The sequence below is a fragment of the Novipirellula aureliae genome (genome assembly GCF_007860185.1).
GTDB classification, from domain to species: Bacteria; Planctomycetota; Planctomycetia; order Pirellulales; family Pirellulaceae; genus Novipirellula_A; species Novipirellula_A aureliae.
Genome location: NZ_SJPY01000005.1, coordinates 384,811 through 405,188 on the forward strand (window position 1 = coordinate 384,811; position 20,378 = coordinate 405,188).

Below are 20,378 nucleotides of genomic sequence, written 5' to 3' on the forward strand. Positions count from 1 at the left end.
GATCTCTGAAAAAAAAGGACGACGATGCTCAATACGCATTTTGATGTACCTTCTAAACCTGTTAAATGGGACGGACAACTCTACACAATTCTCGACTGGGGTATCTCCAACGACCAAGCCTATGTAACCGTGGAACCTAACAACGATGCTTTCATCAAAGCTGTGGCTCAACTAATACAAGACGAAAAAGGTGAAACACCCGGGACGTATCTGGATTTCCATAAGCCTTACACGTGGTTTGCCAACGACCCTAAACAAGGTGAGCCGTAAAAAGCAGAACCAATCGATCAACCGCAGTCGGCCACGGCCGTTTACTCTGTGGTCAGCGTTAATCTGGCCGACGCGGTTATCGTTAACGTTCGCCGACTGAATCCCGGCACCTGGCCACGTGTATGAGCGAAGAATCCGCCGACGAGCAAACATCCGTGCAGAGACCGCAGTTTTCGCTCCGCACGCTGTTCAAGATCACGACATACTCCGCAGTCCTTATCTACATCGTCTGGAACTCATGGGATCATTTGGGATTAACTTTGATCGTATTCATCCTAATGTCTCCATTCATCTTCTTTGCCGAGATCATTGACTTGGTGCTGGGCGTAAAGAAGCGATGACATGGTCGACGCTGCATTCGGATTCCTGTCGCGTTGTCACCCGCGGCATCCTATAATGAAATCACATGCGGCCTTGTTGCCGAACCGACTGCAACTCACGTCTTCTCCCGCGGCGACTGTCATAAAGCGGCGAACCATGGGTTGCAACGGAGACATCTGAGGCACGTTGTCTAGGGCGGTTCTAGCGCGTGATGGATTTTTTTTGACATTTTATGCACCGATAAAGTGGTGGTTTCTAACAGGTTTTCAACAGCGTTTGATGGTGTCATTGAGATTGTAGTAGAATTCATGAGGCTTCTTTCGCATGTATTGTCGAACCACGATGTCCAAATTGTTGGTTACGACCATTAACACCAAGTGAGCGAATCCTCGTGATTCAGCTCGTTTATTACACCGAGAGAAGCCATTTTCATTTAAAAATCCAATCAGTCCACCTAAGAGTATGTGCACCGGAGTGGCGGTGGTTAGGTTTTTCGTTTGCTTGCAAGTCTTTCGCCGCCACCCGGTGATGTCTACCGTTGAACTTAATCGAATCACTCTGGTTCAGGTCGTTGTCTCTATTGCTGGGGTGACTGCCCGCATCCCTGCGGGAAGAGGGTTGGCGTCCATGCCAACCAAGAACGGGATCGATGAGCTTCGCTCGCTGTTTTTTTGAAGGCATGCGATACACGCTGCGCTGGCTCGGTTCTCGTGATCGTCAGAACGAAATTGCTGGCTTGTTTTGCGAGCCAAAAGGGGTACAGCCACACTGTCAGAATCCTGACCACATGTTGCTCGGGAACTATTTTGTTCGTTTGACGGTTAAAACGATTAAATGACTTGCGCCGGTTACAGTTACGACCTTTACTTGAGTACTTAACGCGATCAAAAACGTCTTTGATCGCGGTTTTTAATCACTCAAGTTTGGATTGTTTACCACGATGACCCCCTACCGAAAACGTCTTTGTCCGCTCACCAAGCGACTCGCAGAAGATATGAAGATTCGCAACATGGCGGATCGAACCATCGACGCTTACACCTACCACGCCGCCAAGTTCGCCGACTTTATTAAAAAACCGCTCGACCGGGTAACCCCGGAAGACGTTCGATCCTTCCAGCTTTACCTAATTGAAACCAGAAAGCTGGCCTATAGTAGCTTCAATCAAGCGGTTTGCGCGTTACGATTTCTCTACACCCATTCGATCCGTGTCCCTTGGCCGGTTACCATGGTGCCGTTTGGGAAACGACCTAAGACGCTACCGGTGGTCCTCGGCCGACAAGAAGTCGACGAGCTACTGCGATGCACAAAGAATCTCAAACAACGAACCTTCATCACGACCCTCTATGCGACCGGGATGAGGTTCTCCGAAGCAGCCAACTTGAGGATCGAGGACATCGATTCGAAGCGGATGCAGATCCACATTACCCACGGCAAGGGAGCCAAACAACGACAAGTTCCGCTCTCGCCAAGGTTGCTCAAAGAGTTGCGAGAGTACTGGATACAGTACAAGCCGCCGTCGCTTCTATTTCCCGGCAAGAAACCGGGGTCGACCTTCACGCCGAAAATGGTCTACGCCGAGAGTGACTACAAGGAACTGTGTGAGTACTTAGACCGCGAGTATGGTATTGGCTATGAGGACTGGTATGCGGAAAGTGCGGTAGAAAGTGCAATGAAGAGTCCACCAGAGCCCCTGCTGAGCAGTTGTACTTTGCGGGACTGTGTCCGAGCACCGACTTTGTGATAGACTCACTCTAAGCGGATTGCCGACGTAAGCGATCACGCGACAAAGTGCAACGCACATTCTATCCGTGGACCAGGCGAAACAAGTCAACCATTGATCAAGACCTTTCCACGCCTGGTCCCCGGATAGAATGCAATTCGCTATCGACTGATGCATTTCTAACCGGCCTGTGATTCATGACCAAACCCGCCGATCTATACCGAAACGCTTGCCGTAGATACCATCGTATAGTCGCTAATTTCCTTGCGGTTGAGGCTTGGCGGCGAGGGTACGATGGCGTCCGTATTCGTGATCACGAATTTAAGCGAATGTTTGACGTTGACGCCCTGAAAGACGTTCGCTTGAAATGGTTTCGGGAAGACGTTGCTGACTGGTTTCCGATTTGGAATAATGAGCGGTCCTACACTTATAATGGACTCACGATTCGACTAATGCGTAACGTCAAATCCCACGATGGTGAACCTTACGATCTTGATGCTCTTCCGGTGCTAAACGTGAACCGTGACTTGATCCCAAACTACAAAGAGTCGACCTTTATTGTCCGGTTACAACACTATGCGTGTGGACTCGATGACGAGGTGCTAACCGTTGTATCAGAGGCGACGAAGTCCGTGCCCGCATCAAAGAAGACAGCCAAGAAGTCTGTTACCAAGAAGTCAGCTGCCCTAAAGAGAAAGAAGAATCAATAACAACCGGGCGAATAACCATGCCGACGAAGTAAAGTTGGCTAGTTAAGCCAAATGGGTCAAGACATATTGGCCCACTAATGCTAATGTCTGTAATTAAAATTTTTTCGTTTTTGATTGATGCTCTGAGTCTCAAGTGCAACACGGTAATTGCCCAAATTGCGGTGCGAGGTTTCGCTACGAAGAACGCCCTATTGCGCAGAAAGCATCTTGCAAGAAGTGCAGAGCATCTGTGCGACTACCGTCTGCAACGAAAGAGGCTCTAAGAATTAAATGAGTAATCCAAACTCAACGTGGTGAGACTCACGGGCCATTCGAATTGACACGCTTGCGGAGCTCGCAGGATCCGGACGCTTTGTCTCTACTGACCTAGTCTGGCATAGCATTGAGGGTCCAGTTGCTTCAAGGCAAGCGATTGCTGATCCGAAGCTATGCTCACTTTTTGTTGACACGGCCCTGGATGAACGTCTATCGAAGCCAGCTGTCGGTCCGTCCAGAACGGATGCTAACACTCAACCGACGTCTTGGTCGATTCTCGGCCTAAAGCCGTCAACTTGGATCGCTATTGGAATGGTCTTTACAACCCTGTTTTTTACCTGTCGCGATGTTCACCCTGTTTACGATGTCTATAACGGCATATGCAGCAAAAAATGCCGAAAGTGACTCTAAGTCAGAAGAGTTGTTTGCCGGTTTGTTTTGGCTGGTTACGTACTTTCACTTCGCTGACACCGTTTGGATTCCATCGTGGGGACGTGGACGCGATTTCGTTGACCGAATTGGAATTGCAATCAAGGGTGTTGGTTTTGCGATGATCTCCGTGTGCACGATACTTTCTCCCTCGATTGGTTCGGTCGTGCTTGGGATCATGGGTTTGATTGTGCTCATGTTTGGACGCATACTTTGGGAATTGCTGCTCATTGACGGCTAATCCACACGGACATCTTCAACGCCGACAAGAAAGCCGCCATCTCGGACGCCTACCCCACCGACCGCCACGTCTACGACTATGTCATCACCGACAGCAAAACCGAGCGTAAGTTCGTCGAAACACTCGACAAGTCCACCGAAGTCTGTGTCTACGCAAAACTCCCCAAGGCTTTTTCGATCCCAACCCCCGTGGGCAACTACAACCCCGACTGGGCGATCGCCTTCAACCAAGGCACAGTCAAACACGTCTTCTTCGTCGCCGAGACCAAAGGCAGCATGAGTTCGCTGGAACTCAAAAAGATCGAAGCCGCCAAAATCGACTGCGCCCGCAAGTTCTTCGCCAGAATCACCAGTGACAACGTCAAATACGACGTCGTCGACAGCTACGAAAGGCTGATGGAGTTAGTGCAGTAGTTTTTGCGGGATTAGGTACCCAGACAGATGGGATTCCAACCTTACTTAGCCATTGGTAAACCCCGTTGCATCACCGTGATGCCGAAGCAATCTTGATTCGGCTGCCGAATCGTCGATTTACCGACCTAAATTTGAAGTGAACCGTAATCAGCCCAAATATGTCCGCCGAACGCATCGACACTGGTGGAACCTAGTTCACAAGTTATTGCGCGCCGGTCGCCGACGGCTCCCAAACTCTGATCACTCGACCCACCGAAGCGATAACAACAAAACTATGCGTTTTTCCAATGTTTGAGAGCCTCTGCAAAGCTTTAGATGCATTCGGCGTAAGCGGAAATGGCGTCTAAAGACATTTTTAGTCGGTCGCCCCCAGTCACCCCCTTACCCGTATACAGTTAACCCAGCCAAGTCCTCCATTTTGGGCGAGTTTTCCGGTTCCAAGAATTTTGGCCCCCCATTCAGCTGGCGACGTTATCGGCTGTGACGCGCGCATTACCAAATCTAGAGCTGTCGCAGGTAAAAAGTCGCAGATCAGGCAGTGTTTTTTTTGCAGCAAATATTTCGAAAAACCCGCTAATTCCGCCAAATCAGCAGTTCCACTCCAAAACAGGTGAAAGGAATGACACTATTTTATCCCGGTATTTCGGGTCATATATCGCACAGAAGGGAAAACGTGTGGAAAGTGTAAAGGTCCAAAAGAGCTCGCGTGCGAGGAGATGCAAAAATGTTTGGAAGGCACTCGCGACATCATCGTCGAAAGTAGCTAACGACACCGCATAATGAATTCAAATAAACGCACTCATTGATACGGCCGGTTGATGTGTAGACGCACTGTACGCGAAACGAGCATTGCGAATCGTTGGGTAGGCAATTTTGTAGGGCATCGCAACAGCGAGAAATCGCCAATTTGCAGGGCATACTGCCGAATTGCATGTCAAGGTGTTGCCTCATTTGCTGGCCCCAATGTAATACCTGTCACCTCTACCGGCAGGGCTGTTGCATATGATGCAGCAGTTCCTGCATCTGCCCTGTAGTCAGATGCTGCCGCATGCACTCGGCAAACATAGCTGCCGGTTGTGGGGTATATTCAGGGGTAAGTTCAGGCTGCTGCGCAGAAACACTGTGTTTTGCCGTGTCGGTCGAGTCCTGTCGGGGGAGCTGAATTTAAAAAAGCGAAAACGCTCGCGAACCGGTTAACGCCCGCTGCCCATTAGGGGCCAGCGGGCGTTTTTCGTTTTCACCCCGTTTTTCGCCGTGTTTTGGTGATACGCCCAACCTGACCAAGAATCCACGTTTCGTGGCGAGAGTCCGGGACCCCGAAGCCAACCCCACCTGTTGGGTTCGAACCCCGAACACAACCCCAGAAACTCTCTGGTTCTCTGTTTAACATGGCAACACTGGTTAACACGCCGGTTAACACACTGCGGTGGCGGTTTTCAACCAGTCGACAAGCGGCGTTCGTCACACCTGTCTCCCAGAATTCCGAGACTTTGTCACACATCGTCAGAATCGCTGCAAAACGTCGCGGCTTTGCTATTTAAGTGCCTGCTTCGTCGAGACGACGCCTACGCTTCGGTTGTCTCGATGACTGCAAGTAGATGCTTCGCCCTCGACGTAGCCACGTAGAAATCACTTGCAGAAGGTGGCGAGGGGCGAGACGTAAGTAAGACGATTGCATCGGCTTCTAGACCTTTGAATGCGGCGAAGGTGGAGAACAAAACTCCGTTTCCCTTCTTCCACTCGTTCAAGTCGCTCGTGATTGGCATCCCTGCGACGCGAGAAACTCCATTGAAGCAGGATCGCTCCAGCTTGCGATGCGACAGGATCGCAAGCCGGTTTGGGCTAATTCGATAATCTGTTTTCCATGACTTGATCAACGATTCGCATTGCTCACGCTGTTGCGGGCTATCAGCGACTTCAATTTCGATAGGTTTTAGTCCAGCAGGAACTCGTGGGCTTGATTGCACGTCTGCATTCATCATTTTCACTGAATAGTCGTGTATCTCACGCGTGTTTCGACAATTGATCTTCAGATTGAAGACTGCGTCCGTCTGCGGAATGGTGTTCTCATCAGTGAAAATATTCTGATTGGGGTCGTAGAAAATTGCTAAACGACCATTTGTCTCGCGATTGAGCGATTCGATTACGAGCCACCAATCGCTTCGAAAGTCTTGGGCTTCGTCAACCACGATCGCTTCAAATCGGAGGCTTGGAACCTCGTCAAGTAGAACATCAAACATCTTGTTCGGAACGACATTGGCCCAGAAGTCGGCCTTCTGCTGCGGATCTTGGGGCGGCGAGAATGGAATCCTTGCCCGGCGATAGAACTCGCGACACAAACCGTGGAATGTATTGACTTGTAGATGCTTCCGAGTGGTGGAACTAAGTTCCTCGTCCATGCGCTCATTCAGCCACTGGCCCAATTGTCGATTAAAACAAAGAAACAGCGTGTCGATACCTTCTCTCGCGTATTCAACGGCGCGCCAAAGTCCGAGCATCGTCTTTCCGGTGCCTGCACCGCCGCGAACTGCAAGTCGACGATTGTCACTCAACCCATCAAGTACAACTTGTTGCTGTGTGGTCAGCGTGACTAACTGTTCTTCGTCCCTTTCGAGTTCACGCCATCTTGCTGGGATGAGTCCAAATACGGGACGCAACCGTTCACGACACAGCTTCATTGCATCCCCATCGACGGATGAACGGGCGTGCGGGGTAGCGACGCGGATTGTTGGCACCGCGGCGTTCGTTCTCTTGTTCGATCAGGCGTGTGGCTCGGTTGGCTTGGGCGACGGTGAGCAGTCTTATACGGGCAAATTTGCCGGGTTGTTTCGCACGGATCGGCCCAAACTCGCCAACACGGAACCGATGTCGTTTCAGTTTGCGTCGCTTGGTAACAACGCCACCGAACTCGTGCAGGTTCCACAGTCGGCCAGCAATCTCGTTGACTGGGCCAATGACTGCTTCACCGCGATCGCGGTTGACTTCGTAGCGAAGCACACGACGCAGCATTCCGGTCGGCGAACTGGGCGGCGATCCTGGGTTGGATGGTTTCTTGCGTTTGCGGATGGATCGTTTAGCGGTCATCCGGATGGTGCCGGCAGCATGATTCATGCTTTTGAAAGTCGCTTGGCTGACCTTCTTTTTCAGTTGGCCCGGCGTGAATCGCACGCGAGCCCGAAATTGCATCATTTCGCCAGCTCAAACGTCAACGAAAGTAGGCTCGTGAATTGATTGAACTGCGTCCAATGCTCGGAGGAGTACAGGACTGAGTTTTCAACCTTGATACAGCGAGCTGCAACGAACGAATTGAGTCGCTTGAGCCGGAAGTAGTCAGCCAGTTCTTCGACAAAGAGCACCAACGGGTCGATCTCTTTTGCATCGCCCTTGCTGAACTTCTTTTGGACTGCGACGTCTATCGTGGCGTGGTACTTGTTCGTTACTCGATCGAGAGGCAGGTATTCCACCTCGCGCGGCACAACCGTGACTCGCAGTTCCTTCATATCTTCGAGATCGAAGTTGGGGACGTACAGTCGCTGTGCGGAGAGGTTCGTCTTGCTAAACTCGCCGGCGTTGATCTCCGCGACGACGCATTCGGCAATTTGAATGACGGTTGCAGGTGTTGCTGTCATGTGATCGTGTCAACCAGTTTGGTGTGAATGCGGAGTTTGACGCGGAAGGGATCGCTGTATCGCCACGGTGGCTCGTTGCCGATCGACATCAGCTCAAAAATGAACGTTGTATCACCGTCGACTTCGACAATGCAGTCACCACGCCGGGGAAGCGATCCAATAATCGACAACAACAAGGTGTCGGTGTCGATCAGAAAGTCACGTACTTGGGCACGGGTGATAACGCCGTCGCCGTCGTCCTGTTCGTACTCGCTCTTTGCAATCGTGGCCGAGAGTTCGACACCGAGTTCATCGCGGCGATAGACCACGCTGCGAGAAGCGTGCTTGGTCAGTTTGTCGGCCAACCAAGACTGCCCGTGATGCAGCATGTCGGTCACGATTTGCGAGCCGCGGGTTTCGCTGGAGCTTTCAATAGCGTCGATGCCTTGTCGCTCAAATCATCCAGCCACGCCTCATTCGATCGCCGTTGATACTCGCTGGCGATCGCTTCTGACTCTTCCTGCAATTGCTGCTCACGCAGATTGACTGGATTGGCCGGCGAATGAAACGGATTGATAACGCTGGCTGATTGATTGCTGTCTTTGTCGCGTTTCTTCGTTGGCAACAAGGCGACGGCGATCAACACCAGCACCACCACGGTCGCGATTCCGGTTAGTAACGTCATTTGTTCACATACCTCGCTTGATGAGAATGAATCCGAGTAGAAAGACGGCCAGCACGATCATCGCGATGGTTGCCAGTTCGCCTGCCGATGCCCAAAGCAAGGCATTGCGAGTTTCGTTCGCCCTGTCGAACAATAGGTCACGGACGCCGTCACGATCTCGGTCGCGATCGAACGGACGCCAACTATCCGATGGTTCAACCGGACAGTAACCGTCGGGACAATCCTCGGAGTTGAGTTGCAATTTGGGCGAGATCGCGTCGTCCCACGAATAGCCTCGCGTTTTCAACGCACCGGTCTTTTGGGCCTGCCGAGTCTGTTGATACAGTTGGTAACCCTGGCGAAGGTCGGCGTAGAGTTCGGCTGCCGTTGCCGGCAACATGGTTCGGCCCGCGGCATGAACGTGTCCGCCAGTGTTGTCTTGAAACAGCACGACGGGGAACTGTTCAACGGGGACGATGCTCGCGAAACGGGTTCGGTAGAGTGCGTTTCCCGACGTGTAGACTTGGAAGTCGCACGCGTTTCGTAGCTTGTAAAGCTTCGGGTCGTGATTGAACCAGTCGAGTAGTTGCTTGCTCTTCGCATCACTGCCGATGAACAAAGCGATTTGATACTTCTTCGTCGTTGGCTGAGGCTGGGGGGCCGCGGTCGGTAACGCAGGCCGAGGTGCGATCGTCGGCGTATAGATCGTCGTCGGTTCGCATGTTGGGCAAATCGAAACAGACTGCTGTTTGATTTCACCTTGCGCACTCAGGTTCACTGAGTGTGGCTCATCGAACTTTTCGATTCTGCCAACGCGTGGAGCGGGCGAAACCGCATTGGGTACATTCCATGCGTTATCCTCTGGCTGGACGGTCGAACATGGTCGCAGTGCCGTGAACACTCCACCTAGCAATAGTGCGTGGATGATCGCCAAGGCGACGAGGCCCATGCTCAATCGAATCCGGATTCCATCGTTCACAAACATCAAAACACCTCATAACTTCGATAGGGCAAGGAGCTGGTCGGGTCGTCGAGGACCGTGAGTGCGAATCCGCCGTAGCCAGCCCAGAGGCGAACGAATTGTTCGCGCGGTGTGAGTTCAAAGCGGCCGGGATAGTTGTTGTCGAGAATCGCTGCGTATTGCCGACCGTCGCGATTGACCCAGCCGACGAAGGTGCAGCAGTGGGCCGGTTTCCACCACAGGATTGCACCGCGCCGAGTGGCCGTCGCCCAATCAAGGAACCGCGGGTCGGCCTTGATCGTGTAGCTGTAGTCGATGTCGGCGGCATCGAGTCGGCTTCGCAATCGCGAGTCCCATTCGCCATCGCTGTAGGTCGCTCGCCAACGCTCGCCGAGTTCGTACTCGTTGAGCCACCGCAAGTGATTGACGAGCGACGCGTGGACGCAGCTGCCTTGGTTGAGCTTGCCGGTCCAGTTGCGTTGATGCAGCTTATTGGGCAAGTTCGCAGCAGGTTGCTCCGGTAGCGAACAGATACCAAGCCTTGCCACTCGCGCCGGTGTAGTACGAATCCGACAAGTGTGGCGTGCTGATGACGCGGTACTTGTTGCGGTGCGGGTTGTCGACTGGAATCTTGGTCGGTGAACCCTGGGCGTCCATCATCAACTGGGCCGATCCCATTAACAGTTCCGCTTCGGTTTCCAGCTCGACAGGAACCACCAAGTACTCGGGCCGAATGTTGATCGGCTTTTGATCTTTGGCTTTCGACCCTGGACCCGCCTTCTGCTTGCGGAACGTCGTCTTGGCAACGGTCAGGCTGTCGGCACCGAACTTGGTGTCAGTTCCAGTGAGCAAGTTGCCGTTGCCGGCCGCGAAGAACCCAGAATTCTTCAAGAGCAGCGTGAAGAACAGATCGTCGATCGACTCGGCACCCGAGCGACCCATTTGACGCGGGATATCCATGAAGGCCGACAAATCATCATTGATGATATCATGCCGAGTGAGCATCAAGATTTGACCGTAGGTGTCGGCCTTGTTGCTGTACTTCTGCTCCGACAACTTTCCGTGCTTCAGTTCACCGTCTGGAGCGACCTGTTCGAAACCGCCCGTTCCGAGCAAACGGTAACGCGAGACTTCCTTGAAGTCCGACACCGTTCCCACGCTACACAGATCAAACGCAGCGATTGGTGTGTTGGTGTAAGCCGCCAACAGCGTCTTGTTCATCACGTTTTCAAGGATGCTCGGCAGACTCATCGTCGAGAAGCCAGCGCGGATCGTGGCAGTCCCGTCACCGAAGACGCGAGGAACGTCGATCCCTTCCATACGAGCGCACTCGGCGACCAGTTCCTTTAAGCCGATGTGACGCATCGGATCAGCCTGGTTCAAAGTGCGTTCACCATAACTGGCCAGTAGCGTCTTCTCGTCGATACCGACCGAAAGACACGCCGCGGCTTCGAGGATTTCACGGGTAAAACTCGGCTTCGATGCAGATTGCTCGGGCACCTTCGGTCGTTCACTTCTCAGCACAGCAAGCTCCGTTTTGGTGACGCTCCATCCATGTTCGATCGCATCGGCCTCGATGTCGGAGTACTTGCCGGCACATATCTTGCGAATGCCGGCGATCCGGCGTGACTCCGTTGCCGCTTCGGCCCGCATTTGATCGACCGCGGACGAGTCTTGGTTCGTTTTTGGCTTCGTGCTCATATTCAAACTAGCATTAACGGGTTCGAGATCGTCCATGTTTTCCGTGGTTTCATCAGGATCATCGGTATGTTGACCTGCGGCGACGCGAGCTTCTGTGTCATCGTCGGCACCCAGTGCGACGAAGCTCACCTCGCCAAGCGTCGACTTGCGAGCGACGTAGACTGGGCCGCTGAATTCTCGTCCGTTCGCTTTCGCAGTCTTGCCTTCAGGGATGAAGACAACCTTGTCGGCACTCGCCCCGAGCGACGCTTGCCATGGGAATCCGTTTTCGCTGGTAGCGATCACTTCCTGCGCGGTCGCTCCGACGCCCGAGATCGTGCCAGCGACTTCGAGCGACTTGTCGGTGATCGCGATGTCGTCGGTGTGTCCGACGATGCTTCCACGATCGTGGTCTTTCAGGATTGGTCGCGACTTGCGAGTCACCCGCATACCGGCCAAGTCGACGACGACTGGGTAGGGCCAACCTCCCAGTCGCATCGCACCGCCGGTGTAAGCCGTCATTGAAAACTTGCGCAGCGAAGGCTTGCCTTCTTCCGGCGTTTCGGCCGCGGCGAGAGTAATCGTCGCCGCATCATCACAAACGATTCGCAGTGAACTGGGGACATTGTTAGTCTTGAGTCCGGAGTCTTGAGTCTGGAGGGAATCCTCTTCGCTACAGACTACAGACTGATAGCTACGGACTGGCGTTGTCTTCGGCATTGTCTTCCGTGACCTTGGTTGAGGGTTGGGGTTGTGTTTCATCGCTGGCCGATAGACCAAGCTCACGCATCAGCGATACTTCTTTGGCACGCTGTTTGAGTTCCGTCTCCCAATCACGCCCCTGCCGCGCAAATTCGATGGCCAGAGTAGTCGTATGATTTGAGAGACGGATCTTTTGGGCGTTGGCTTCTTTGGCGGGATCCACATGCTCGTGACCATCCCAAAACCATTGATGCTCGAACGTCGAGTCGAGCGTGCGAAGCGAATTGGGCAGATAGCCCTCGATGAGGATGGCTTCGCGAAGCCAAGCATTCAACAAGCGATCCAGAACGACGCGAGCGAGTTGGGTTTGCTCAACACGGATCGATTTGAAGTAGGTTTGGTGATCGAGCCGCCCACTGGCGTAGTTGTAACCGCTAGAATTCCCAGCAGCGACATTGAATGGCATATTCAAACAACGAGCGATCTCGTTGAGGATCTCTTTCTTGAACTCTGCGTATGTGGTCGAAGGTTGCTCCGACCTCATTTGAGCCATCTTCCATCCGCCGGGCATCGTGAGCAGCATTCGCTTCTCGAGTTCGATTGGCTCGAATGGTTCGGCAGCGTCGGCTTCACCATTGGCCGGCGCGTCGGTGTAGAGAATCCCGGCGAAATCGGCGGCCGTTTCGGCAGCCGCAAGTACCGCGAGCGTGAACCGGCGAAGTTGTGCGAATAATGGCAGTGCCGGCGTGATGTCGGGAATACCACGAATCTGTCCCGGCCGATCACAACGGAAATAGTGCAGCACCGCGGCGGCAGGCACCGTGTCATATCTTTCGTCGCTCGTGAACGTTACATCGCCAGGATGCTCGCGAAGCACGTCGTAGCTGATCGCGTTTCCGTCGGCATCAAACTGAATGCCGTCGATGTATCGTGAGCGGTCCGCGACCAGCGTCGGCGAGGCGACTTGGTCTGCCTCAATTAGTCGCATGTCGAGTTTTACCGTCGTGTCGACACGTTCGTTGCTGGTCAGCAATCCAAACGATTCGCCATCGGAAACACGAGCCAGCCGCATCGTTCGCAGCTTTTCGGCCAAACCAACCGCTTCGGCCCAAGCGAAAAACTCTGCTTCAACAAAACGATTCGCGGCATCATCCGGCGTCCGCATTTGCAAACGCGGTCCAGTGCCAACGACATCATTCGCCAGCGTCAATGTTATCCCGCGAGCGTAGCTGTTATTCGCGACCTCGTATCGCGAACGATTGCGAAGCGTTCGCCTCACGTCAGGACTATTCGCCGCGGCGGCCGACAGACCATCAGCACGGGACCAATGTTTCATGTTGTCGAGCGTCGTATTCGCAGCGTCGTACTTGGCACGAAGCCGCGAAAAAAAGGGCTGCCGGGGCGAGCGTCCAGAGGTGGCAGAAGGAGACACATTCCCGCCACGCAATTGCTCGATTATCCCTGACAGACGTTTCAGCATCCTTGCTTGTTCCTGTTGCCGTCCCCGGCAGCCCTTTTGGTCGTGTTGTGTGACAGAGAAATCAGCCAGCCGATGGCGGCACGATCTTGTTAAACCGCAAACCGCGATTCGGCTTACGAACGGCATCTTTACTAGCGAGATGTTTGTCGGCCGCGATCTGTTCGGTCAACTTGTGCTGTTCGACCGACCCCGCATCGCCCGAAGCCTTCGCAGGCCCGGTGGCGTTTTCGTGAATCTCGTCTTCGAGGTTGTTTGGCAAAGGCTCGCAACTGCGTTGGTGTAAGTGAGTAGGCTCTCTACCCCTTGAACTACTCTCACCCGAGGCATTCTGGCGGAACGCCAGGGAAAAAAGATGCAATTTCGCTTGCGCAGCTTCATTTAGTTGCAGTTCCCGAAGCTATGGCGAAGTTGATACGGCCGGCAGGGTGGCGGTCCGGCCTCAATCCACGAACTCCCGTTCCCAAGAGTGCTAAAACTCATCGGCACGCTAGCTTTTGGCACCAATATCTCGTTCCAAGAGCCGGTAGGCCCTCTTGTAATACGATGCGGGGACTTCTAGCCCAGCGGATACTGCATCAAAGCGAGGTATGTTGGGACGGAGTCACGGGACCGTCCAACGCTCCGAACGATGAAGCCGGAGCATGCCGGAGAAAAGAGAAATCGGCTCCGGCGTCGGCCACCGGAACGCTGAAACCGACCTGCAACTCCGCAAAAAAAAGTCCGCGTACCTTTTCCTCACCCGTACCTTTTTCCCGCCCTAAGCGGATAACCTCCGCTGTGCTATGCTTGCGGGAGAAAACACCGGCATACAAATTGTACTCGACCGACAGCACGCTTTCAGGAACGCATAGATGCACGACCTCCCTACATGCAAGCTTACCTCGAGGCTTGAAGCGACAAGCAAGGACTCAACACTACCTAGCACTCTTGATTCGATCGTTCGCAATTTCGCATCACATGTCGCTCCACTACTAGCACAAACTAATCAGCTATTCGACGAGTTTACGCCACATGACGAGTCCAATCACATCCAATCACTATTTCGCATAGTAGATGAGTTGCTCGACAGCAAGGTCGAACAGCTGAACGGTGTGGAAGCATGCATATTGGCATGCTCTATTTACGGCCATGACTGGGGTATGGCAGTGAGTAACGATGAGAAATCTGCCATCGTGACCGGCAAACCACCGCAGCACACTGCATTTGCACTTCTTCCAAAGGAACACCACCTATGGTCCCAATTTGCGAACGAAGCAGGCATCGAGACAAATCAATTTGGGTTTGTGAGGGAGGAGGCAATGGTAGAAAAGGAATTGTGGCGAAACTATGTGCGTCTGACTCACGCCGAACGGAGCAGGCAACGGATTGAAGCGTATTTCAAGGAAGACACTCGGCATCTCGGTATCGCAGTCGGTGAAGTTTCAGCCGCTCACGGCATGGAAATCTCGGATATTCGATGCATGGGCGAGAAGAGGCCGGTGGCTGGAAAACAAGTCAACTTGAAGGCTCTTGCCATTTACATGCGGCTCATTGACCTCCTGGACATCGGAAGCAATCGAACCCCATATTCTTTGTGGAAATTCGTGAATCCGAAAAACATGTACTCCGCTACCGAATGGAAGAAACATCACATCCTTGATGCGGTGTCGATCGACTCATGCGAAGAAGCCAACATCCCCAGGCAGATATGCGTACACGGCAAGACATCTGATCACAGACTCTTCTCTGCACTGCTTGATCTCAAACGCTATTGTCACGCTCAAATTGAAGAAAACATCCAGGCATTGCGTGCATGTTTGAACTATGGACTGGGAAACATCGAACTGGACTGGCAGGTGCAACCGGTAGGTTTTGTCCCAATAGATATCCGTTTCAAATTCGATCGGACAGCCATGATCAAATTGATTGGTGGGGAAATCTACGATAGCGACCCTTACGTGTTTTTACGAGAGTTGCTTCAAAATGCAATCGATGCCACTCGCTTAAGGGCAGATCTTTACAAGGCCGACAATGACGCTTCGCCAGGAAGACAGTCGATACGGTTTGTCGTTACGCACGATAACGCCGGAAATCCAACTATATCGATAACGGACGACGGTGTGGGGATGGATCAATATATCGTCACTGAGTATTTGGCATGCATCGGAAAAAGCTACTACATAAGCAAAGATTTCGAGAGGCTTAAAAGCGAAATTAAACCCATCTCACGATTTGGCGTTGGGTTGCTGAGTTGCTTTGAGGTAGCGGATTTAGTTACAATACAAACAAGAAAAGATCCCAGGTGGGGATCTTCCGAAGGGCTTCTGGTTGAAATCTCGGAGCCTACACAGCAATTTCGTGTCAGCAACTTAGGCGAAAACACGGGCCCAATTGGCACGTCGGTAGAGGTAGTACTGTCAGAACAAAAGCTAACTAATAGTTGGCTTGCAAATTGCGGGGGCTTCAATGCGACAAGTTACCTTAAGTCGTTAGCGGGGTTCTGCCCCACGCCCATCCTCATCGATGAAGGGGGCATGCATACTTTGATTGTCTCTGCCGATTCGACCGCTGAAGAGTGCAAGAACCTCAGCCTTCAATACCCCGCGTATGAGCTCTACAAACACTCCAATTATCCGCTTCCCGAAATCTACATTGATGCGATTGCTCAAGGGCATTCAGGAGTTTTGTATACCGAACGGCAACTAACATTCTGCCGCACGATTGATGGCATTGAATTCAGTGGCACGATCAGATTCCTTGAACCATCCGACGATCTGTTAGAATCATACGTTATTGAAGGGGTCGGCCAATGGGGCACCAATGCTTCTGTCAAAAACCTAACAAACACAGTCCATGTTCGCTGGCCGTCGCCGCCCCCAAGCCCTAGCAATCCAACTAGTGACGACTGTGTCCCTCCTAGCATACGGTCCAAAGATAACGTAGATGTCTTTGTTCAGGGAATCAAGGTGCCTGAGTGCAATTTTGAAATGCAATGTTTTGCTGGTGGCAGTCCAAGACCTCACTTCGCGGTAAACCTCAATCCTGTCGCCACGGAATTGAAGGTAACATTGTCACGAAGGGCGATCCGCAATTCAATTGATCCGGTACGTAAAATTGTCTTTGATACAATCAACGATTATGTGCGAAAGACGTTTGGCAATGACTTCGAAAAAGGTAATTTAGCTGAACGTTGTCGTGTCGTCGCTCGAGTCAAACGCTATTGGCCATGTGAGATCGGCAATGTATTTCCAATGGTTAGTTTTCCTATCGGCGTATTTCATGGCAATGGCGAACTATTTCTCAAAACTGTTGGAGAGCTTCCAAACGAAATCGAGACTGTCTCCAACGCATTCATGACTGACCGTCGCCATTCTAAGCAATGGCCAGACATTGAGAAATGGCTCAAAGGTGTTCGCTGTGACTCAGAACGTGTCCTAGGCCATGGTCGTGAAGTTGTAGTGGACAGCCTTGGATTCTGTTATCGTGATAATGTTGCAGCAGAATGGCTTTCACTCAGCGCAGTGTTTCGCAACATAATCTCGAGAGTTTTTGAAGTAACTGGATTCCATGGACACTTGATAGACGGCGACTATCACCTGTTCACGCTCCGTCGAAAAAGAGAAGTTTTTGCTGAACGCGAGACGTTTCATTTAGGATATTCAAAATTTAAAGCTTTTCCGATTTCGGGGGAAATGAGTGATTGTGTTTGCGTCCTGTCCATCGAGAGCAGGTTTAGCAGATCGTCGATATTGTGTACACACTTCAACTCGCTTCACCCGGCTGCACCTGCCATACAGCGAGCGTTTTGTCGATACGAATCGGATCGTTCGCGACTGAACAAAGCGGAACAAAAGCGTCTAGAGATCTTCTATGAAGAGCTTAGTTTGTGGAGGACGTCCTATCAGAATTATCGTGGTGGTCGGTTCGAAAATATTCTTCCAGAATGGCTCAAGACCTTCTGCTTGCTGTGTGTCGAATGTAGCCTATGTGAGTTTACTGAATCTGAAATGGAGGCCCTCTCCGGGCCGATGCGTGTGGAAATTTGCTATCGCTGACAAGACTACTCGCTTAACACATATTCGACCAATTACACCATCACTTTGTCGGCGAAGAAAAAAAGGTTCCAAGTAAGAATAAGTACCAAGACTCAAAGCAGGCAATCGCTTGCGGTCCCGTACGTTACAACTCACTATTAGCCGACAAAACTGGACGAGTTCCTCAGGCCGGCGCAAGTCTTTCCAAGCGGCGTAGACTCTCCGGTGGCCGACGCCGGAGCACGCTCTAGCCACCAAGTAACTTTGCAAACCTTGCGATTATCCCTTCTTTCGGCGTTGAAGCTCTTTGAAACTAACTCGTTCGCGACGGCTAGCCACATGATTATCCGTCCCAAACAGCAACGCACCCTGCATCGAAGCTCCAACGGCACATCCGACAAGACAATCGAGCCAGTGATTGTCGGGTTGCTCTGGCCTCGCCTTCCATTCGTCCACAGTTCGTCCGCGCCCCTCTGTCTTGACGAAGTATTCGGCGGTGACTTGCTCGGCGAACAGGCGGTGTTGCTCGGCGCGGTCGCCGAAGATGGAAAGGCAACCGCGATCGCCCATCGCGACGGCGAGTCGGGCGTGCGTGAACGACTTCCACCAATTCGTGTCGTAAATGACGTGGCGGATCGCTCGCTTGCCGTGGACCGAGGGGACTCGCCAGTTGAGGCCAACTCGATCGCCAGGCCGACGTTTGTATTCGCTGAAAGGACTAGAGGATGCGCCAACAAAACGACCGTGTGAAGGAAGAAGGATCGATGCGTGGGGACTTTGTCGGCAGAACTGGTAGACGACGTTGGTGGAGTGGCCCCAGTTGGCGTCGATGAGGCAGCGTTCGATCTTCATAGCCGCGCCGTCGTCGCGTTGCCATTCTCGGCCGAGCAAGTCGGTGGTCAGCTTTTCCATGCCGGCATAGAGCGAGCCTTCGAGGCCGGTGCCTTCGGTCGCGAGCGTGTGCCTGGCGTCGCGGAGCGTGAAGTAGGGACGCTTCTGATCGGGGAATGATCCGTAATCGACGACGTAGCCGGTGAAATCGTCCTCCCAGGCGGCGACAACGTAGAACAGTAGTTTGCCCTGGACGTCGATGAAAGCAGTGAGATGGTTGCCGGAAATCGGGACGCAACACCGACTCATTCCGTTGATCTTATTGGCGACTTGCTCGGCGGTGAGTTGGTCGGCATCTACGGTTTCTACCGGCAATGGTTCATTCTGGTACTCGGCGAAAAAGGCCGCTTCGTCTTGCAGCTTCAAATTCATTGCGTGTTGGATCGCCGACAGCTCGTCGTGATTGAAGCGTTGTTTCCATGAAACCTCAGCACCTTCGTCCATTGCCCGGCGGTTCTGGCGATAAAACTCCGTACCCGCAGCGCCACCGTCGCCAGCACGCAAACCTTCGGCACGAATCTCGGCGTAGCGTTCCCACAGCGTTTCGTTGGTTGGGAACGAGTTGACCATTCGTGTCCTCGCACCGTTCCACTCGGGATGCTTGTCGCGGTCCAGAATGCTGTCAGCCATGTCGCCGGGGCGGATCACTGTGCATGGCATGATGCCGGAGATCTTTTTGCCAGGTCCGGCGAGTCCAAGCACCGCGCCAGCGAGGATCGCTTCACGGTTCGCGCATTGCGAAAGTGATCTCGCGGACTCGTCCGTCTGAGGGTCATCTAAGACAACCAACGAAGGTCTTACTGTCTTGCCATCAGGGCGTTTAAACTTCATGCCGCGGATGCGTCCGGTCAATCCGGCGACCTTGATAATTGCGCCGCTCGCCTTGCTGTCAGCGATCGTCGGTAGAACGACCTCTTTCGCGGTCCAGCCGATTTGGGTTCGTTTGCCTTGATAGAGTTGTCCGTTGGCCCGGTTGGAGATGCCGTCCAACGCTTGGATTGGGAAACAGACCTCTGGGTAGTCGGCCAGTAGCAGTTCGTTGGCGTCCAGTTCGGTTTTGATTGAATCGAGCATGTCGCAAGCGTGACCTTCGTCGCTACCGATCAGGCAGACGAAATCACGATAGCCATTGAGCACTGCCCAGATGCAGGCAACCTCCGCAAGCGAACTCTTGCCACTACCGCGTGCCATCGCTAGCGAAAATAGTCCGCCGCGAACGACGGCTTCTTCAATGCGCTCGATCACCTTCAAGTGGTCCGGCGACCAAGGCAGGTGAAACGTCAGCGAAAAATACGCCTCGCAGAAAAAGCGAAAGCTATTGGCTGCCATCGTTTTACGCTGCGGATCCTCAACGACTGGCAAGCCACCGATGTCGCGACCTGCCAGAGCGATCGCAGCGTTTCGTGCTCGAGCCTTGTCTTTAACCTTGCCGTAGGGATCTGCATCGGCAGGCGGGTTTGGTGTGTGGCGTTTCTCGATTAGCCAAGCAGTGAACTGCAACAAGTTCACGTGCGTTCCGTCACCGATGCGAAGGCCTGCTTCGGTTCGGTAGCGATAGAGCTGCCGTTCGTTGATCACCGTTGCCAGCGAAGTGCTATTGAGCGTTCGACAGCACTCGCTCGGCTTCATTCTAAGAATATCAATCGCCACGGTGTTTCTCCTGCAATAGCCAAGCGGTGTAGTCAACGACGTTGACCGTTCCGTCGGCGTTGGTTGGTGCGCCGGATTCAATGTCGGCAGTGATTTTCTCAAGCGGCACGCGTTGTCTGTAGGCACTGCTTAACAATTTGGCGAGCTGTTCCACCGGTAGCCGTTTGACATTGATGGGTTTCGGTTTGTCTTCCATAACGAGCCTCTAGGGGAATTTGGCAACAGGCCGCACAGGTCGGCGACTGTCGCGAATGAATGCATGTTTTCCATGGTCGGCCGCATGTTTTGGAAGGCCATGTTGGGCCAAAACTGGGGGCGTGTGGGCGAACAAAAGAACCTAAAGATTACTGAAACATTACTGCCAGAATTG

Annotated in this window: 19 protein-coding genes; 7 read left to right on the forward strand and 12 right to left on the reverse strand. The window is 52.8% G+C overall.

Annotated elements, in window-relative coordinates; all coding sequences use genetic code 11:
- Window positions 1–24: 24 nt before the first annotated feature.
- The 6 genes from Q31b_RS16585 to Q31b_RS28380 all read left to right on the forward strand — a co-directional run bounded on the left by Q31b_RS16585 (window position 25) and on the right by Q31b_RS28380 (window position 4,359).
- Window positions 25–270, forward strand: coding sequence for a hypothetical protein (locus Q31b_RS16585; protein WP_146600768.1), 246 nt, complete (start codon window positions 25–27; stop codon window positions 268–270).
- Window positions 271–392: 122 nt separating this feature from the next.
- Complete coding sequence (locus Q31b_RS16590; RefSeq protein ID WP_146600769.1) at window positions 393–611, forward strand: hypothetical protein; 219 nt, start codon at window positions 393–395, stop codon at window positions 609–611.
- A 920-nt stretch (window positions 612–1,531) separates the two neighbouring features.
- A complete protein-coding gene (locus Q31b_RS16595; RefSeq protein ID WP_146600770.1) occupies window positions 1,532–2,332 on the forward strand; it encodes a tyrosine-type recombinase/integrase in 801 nt (266 codons plus the stop codon).
- Window positions 2,333–2,640: 308 nt separating this feature from the next.
- Window positions 2,641–3,021, forward strand: coding sequence for a hypothetical protein (locus Q31b_RS16600; protein ID WP_146600771.1), 381 nt, complete (start codon window positions 2,641–2,643; stop codon window positions 3,019–3,021).
- 619 nt (window positions 3,022–3,640) lie between these two features.
- Window positions 3,641–3,946: a hypothetical protein gene (locus tag Q31b_RS16605; protein ID WP_146600772.1), complete on the forward strand. Its 306-nt coding sequence runs from the start codon at window positions 3,641–3,643 to the stop codon at window positions 3,944–3,946.
- Between the two features lie 38 nt (window positions 3,947–3,984).
- The gene (locus tag Q31b_RS28380) at window positions 3,985–4,359 is read left to right on the forward strand and encodes a restriction endonuclease (RefSeq protein ID WP_261343866.1); all 375 of its coding nucleotides are present in this window, start codon (window positions 3,985–3,987) and stop codon (window positions 4,357–4,359) included.
- A 1,565-nt stretch (window positions 4,360–5,924) separates the two neighbouring features.
- Here Q31b_RS28380 and Q31b_RS16615 read toward each other — a convergent pair.
- From Q31b_RS16615 to Q31b_RS16660, 10 genes are all read right to left on the reverse strand, one after another.
- Window positions 5,925–7,094 carry a UvrD-helicase domain-containing protein gene (locus tag Q31b_RS16615; RefSeq protein WP_197171684.1) on the reverse strand — a complete coding sequence of 390 codons (1,170 nt, stop codon included), beginning with the start codon at window positions 7,092–7,094 and terminating at the stop codon, window positions 5,925–5,927.
- Window positions 7,021–7,548, reverse strand: a complete 528-nt coding sequence (locus Q31b_RS16620; protein WP_146600774.1) for a hypothetical protein — start codon at window positions 7,546–7,548, stop codon at window positions 7,021–7,023. Before Q31b_RS16620 ends, Q31b_RS16615 begins: the two co-directional genes overlap by 74 nt.
- Window positions 7,545–7,988 (reverse strand): hypothetical protein, encoded by a 444-nt coding sequence (locus Q31b_RS16625; protein ID WP_146600775.1) that lies wholly within the window; start codon window positions 7,986–7,988, stop codon window positions 7,545–7,547. The genes Q31b_RS16620 and Q31b_RS16625 overlap by 4 nt, the downstream gene beginning before the upstream one ends.
- On the reverse strand, window positions 7,985–8,356 hold the full coding sequence (locus Q31b_RS16630; RefSeq protein ID WP_449289932.1) for a hypothetical protein: 372 nt from the start codon (window positions 8,354–8,356) through the stop codon (window positions 7,985–7,987). Before Q31b_RS16630 ends, Q31b_RS16625 begins: the two co-directional genes overlap by 4 nt.
- 5 nt (window positions 8,357–8,361) lie before the next feature.
- Window positions 8,362–8,652: a hypothetical protein gene (locus tag Q31b_RS16635; RefSeq protein ID WP_146600777.1), complete on the reverse strand. Its 291-nt coding sequence runs from the start codon at window positions 8,650–8,652 to the stop codon at window positions 8,362–8,364.
- Window positions 8,653–8,656: 4 nt separating this feature from the next.
- On the reverse strand, window positions 8,657–9,616 hold the full coding sequence (locus Q31b_RS16640) for a hypothetical protein (protein ID WP_146600778.1): 960 nt from the start codon (window positions 9,614–9,616) through the stop codon (window positions 8,657–8,659).
- Entirely contained in the window at window positions 9,616–10,092 is a 477-nt protein-coding gene (locus Q31b_RS16645; protein ID WP_231617630.1) for a hypothetical protein, read from the reverse strand. Before Q31b_RS16645 ends, Q31b_RS16640 begins: the two co-directional genes overlap by 1 nt.
- Window positions 10,082–11,992, reverse strand: coding sequence for a phage major capsid protein (locus tag Q31b_RS16650; protein WP_146600779.1), 1,911 nt, complete (start codon window positions 11,990–11,992; stop codon window positions 10,082–10,084). The genes Q31b_RS16645 and Q31b_RS16650 overlap by 11 nt, the downstream gene beginning before the upstream one ends.
- Window positions 11,967–13,454 carry a phage portal protein gene (locus Q31b_RS16655; protein WP_197171686.1) on the reverse strand — a complete coding sequence of 496 codons (1,488 nt, stop codon included), beginning with the start codon at window positions 13,452–13,454 and terminating at the stop codon, window positions 11,967–11,969. Before Q31b_RS16655 ends, Q31b_RS16650 begins: the two co-directional genes overlap by 26 nt.
- A gap of 61 nt (window positions 13,455–13,515) precedes the next feature.
- Window positions 13,516–13,713: a hypothetical protein gene (locus Q31b_RS16660; protein WP_146600781.1), complete on the reverse strand. Its 198-nt coding sequence runs from the start codon at window positions 13,711–13,713 to the stop codon at window positions 13,516–13,518.
- A 592-nt stretch (window positions 13,714–14,305) separates the two neighbouring features.
- Here Q31b_RS16660 and Q31b_RS16665 point away from each other — a divergent pair.
- On the forward strand, window positions 14,306–17,488 hold the full coding sequence (locus tag Q31b_RS16665) for an HD domain-containing protein (RefSeq protein WP_146600782.1): 3,183 nt from the start codon (window positions 14,306–14,308) through the stop codon (window positions 17,486–17,488).
- Between the two features lie 258 nt (window positions 17,489–17,746).
- Here Q31b_RS16665 and Q31b_RS16670 read toward each other — a convergent pair whose 3' ends face one another.
- Both Q31b_RS16670 and Q31b_RS16675 read right to left on the reverse strand, forming a co-directional pair.
- Complete coding sequence (locus tag Q31b_RS16670; protein WP_146600783.1) at window positions 17,747–20,008, reverse strand: terminase gpA endonuclease subunit; 2,262 nt, start codon at window positions 20,006–20,008, stop codon at window positions 17,747–17,749.
- Window positions 19,998–20,204, reverse strand: coding sequence for a hypothetical protein (locus tag Q31b_RS16675; protein ID WP_146600784.1), 207 nt, complete (start codon window positions 20,202–20,204; stop codon window positions 19,998–20,000). Before Q31b_RS16675 ends, Q31b_RS16670 begins: the two co-directional genes overlap by 11 nt.
- Window positions 20,205–20,378 lie beyond the last annotated feature (174 nt).